This window comes from Methylobacterium sp. J-092 (genome assembly GCF_022829325.1).
Lineage (GTDB): Bacteria > Pseudomonadota > Alphaproteobacteria > Rhizobiales > Beijerinckiaceae > Methylobacterium.
On sequence record NZ_JAKSXU010000064.1, the window covers coordinates 1 to 2,082 of the forward strand.

At 65.8% G+C, this 2,082-nt stretch carries 2 protein-coding genes and 1 pseudogene; 1 reads left to right on the forward strand and 2 read right to left on the reverse strand.

What is annotated here, in order from left to right:
• Positions 1–151: pseudogene (locus MKK60_RS06050) on the forward strand (dTDP-glucose 4,6-dehydratase); the annotation flags it as partial.
• A gap of 25 nt (positions 152–176) precedes the next feature.
• On the opposite strand, the gene MKK60_RS06055 reads toward MKK60_RS06050, so the two are convergent.
• Positions 177–977 (reverse strand): FkbM family methyltransferase, encoded by an 801-nt coding sequence (locus MKK60_RS06055; RefSeq protein ID WP_187275422.1) that lies wholly within the window; start codon positions 975–977, stop codon positions 177–179.
• Positions 953–1,525 (reverse strand): hypothetical protein, encoded by a 573-nt coding sequence (locus MKK60_RS06060; protein WP_243984372.1) that lies wholly within the window; start codon positions 1,523–1,525, stop codon positions 953–955. The genes MKK60_RS06055 and MKK60_RS06060 overlap by 25 nt, the downstream gene beginning before the upstream one ends.
• Positions 1,526–2,082 lie beyond the last annotated feature (557 nt).

The window sequence follows — 2,082 nt, forward strand, 5'->3', positions numbered from 1 at the left end:
CGAGGCCGAGATCGGCTGGGCGCCGTCCAAGACCTTCGAGCAGGCGCTGGAGGAGACCGTGCGCTGGTACCTCGACAACGCGGCCTGGTGGCGCCCGATCCGCGAGGGCCGCTACGCCGGCGAGCGCCTCGGCCTCGCCCCAGCCGCTTGACCGAGCGCTCGCGACGCCTTCGACATCAGCATCGAGCGAGAGGGCGCTCCGTTATCTGAAACACGTGAGCGGCCAAATCGTACTTCGCACGCCGCTCCGTGCTCAGCCTCGCATAGGCAACCCGATCCTTCATGAAGTAGGCGTTGGCGCACACCAGGTCTCCATCGAAAGCCGGAACCTCTTCGATGCGCTTCAATCGCAACCCGAAAGGTTCGAGCTGCGCGATCAAGTCGTGAAACAACGCTTGCCGTTTGTAAACGGGATAGAAGAATACCTCCGTCTCGATGCCGACGACGTTGTGAAGCAGCGACCCGAACCCTTCAAGAACATGGCTCTCGTAGCCTTCGACGTCGATCTTGATGACGTCCGGAACGGGCGCCTTGCCGGCATCGACGAGGCCATCGTAGCGGGCACATTCGATCTCGACCGTATCTTTGACGTGATAGCTGGCCGCGATCTGATAATCGCTGAGGAATGCCGAGTTCGCCTCGAGTATCGACGTGCAGCCATAATGCTCCCCGATATGGAGCTGCTGCGGACCATTCCGGTCGGCCAGGCCGGTCTCGATCACGAAGGACTTTTCGAAGGCGGAGAGCTGATCGCGCAGGCGACGCGCCTCTTCGGGATTCGGCTCGAACAGCACCGGTATGATATTGTCTTTCTGTCGCAACCATTTCGGCTGGATGCCCTTCGATGCACCGACATCGACGAAATGAATCTTATGTTCCAAGCGGATCTTGCGCGATGGAAGGGGAACGATCTCTTCCAAAGCTTCTGATATGAGTGCGTAAGCCTTCTGTCTTAGATACGGCATCGTGCGCTCCACGGCTTCTCGACCAGTAGCAGCGGATCCGAACGAGAAATCAATTTCAAATCGGTACTTAGCCTTCTTGGCTCCAGCGCGCGCGAGCCGTTTTCCGTTCCTGTCGCGCCGTCGTGGCGGTATCCGGCGGCGAGGTCGCATCGATACGCTTGCATCGTGAAGTCGGCGAAGATTTTCTGGATCGCGCGCCGGAGATCCGGGATGGCGCGGGGAGCGGCGGCGCGCAGGCAGGCCTTCAGCTTGGCAAAAGCCTCCTCATCCTGCGCTTGTCGATGGATCGATCGGGTCGACGTCGGGGCGGTCGAGCGGTCGCTGGCGGCTCCGTGCGCCGGCCGCCGCGAGCCCCCGCGGACACCGGCCACCTTGTGGAGGTTCAGGTCGTCGAGGATGACGGTGTCGCGCCGCTCCAGCTTTGGGACCTGCCTGTCGGTGCCGTCGGCGCGAAACCAAGCCCCGTCCCCGGCCCGATCACGCAGGGCGACGGCCGTGGGACCGCCGGTGATAAGGGCGGCGGCGGTCTCGTGATGCCCGTGCGGCACGGCAGCGCGCACCGCGCGGAGCCCGGCCTCGGCGGCAGGCGACCGCCGTGTGGGTGGCCGTCGCGTCGCGGACGGTCGATCCGTCCGGATCGAAGCCGAGCCGCCCCTCGAACCAGTCCTGCCCGGTTGCTCTCGCGTCCGCCCGTTCCTGCTCCGATGCCGCCGGAAGACGCGCACCGGCCGCCGGTGCCGGTCGGCACGCCGAGCCCGCCAGGGCATCGCACGGCGCGTGCAGGACGATCTTCGAACCCGCCTCGTAGAGGCCCGGGATCAGGTCGGCATGCGTTTCGGTGCACCGCGAGGCATGACCGCCACCCGACCGCATTCGTCCCTCGGCTATCGGCTGCCTGCGTCCACCAGCTTCCCGGATCCGGCCTTTCGGCTACCCATGACCGCGACCATGCAGCAGTCGAGCAACTGGCCCGGTCCGAAGTACGAGCCTGGGCAAACCCGAGCCCCGATCCCGCGTCGCCGGCAGCCCCGCCGGCCCCGGCGGGGTGTGACCGCGCGGATCCGGCCCCATGACGGTCCCTGCAACCTGCGAAGCGGGGAGGCGCGGGGGGGGGGGG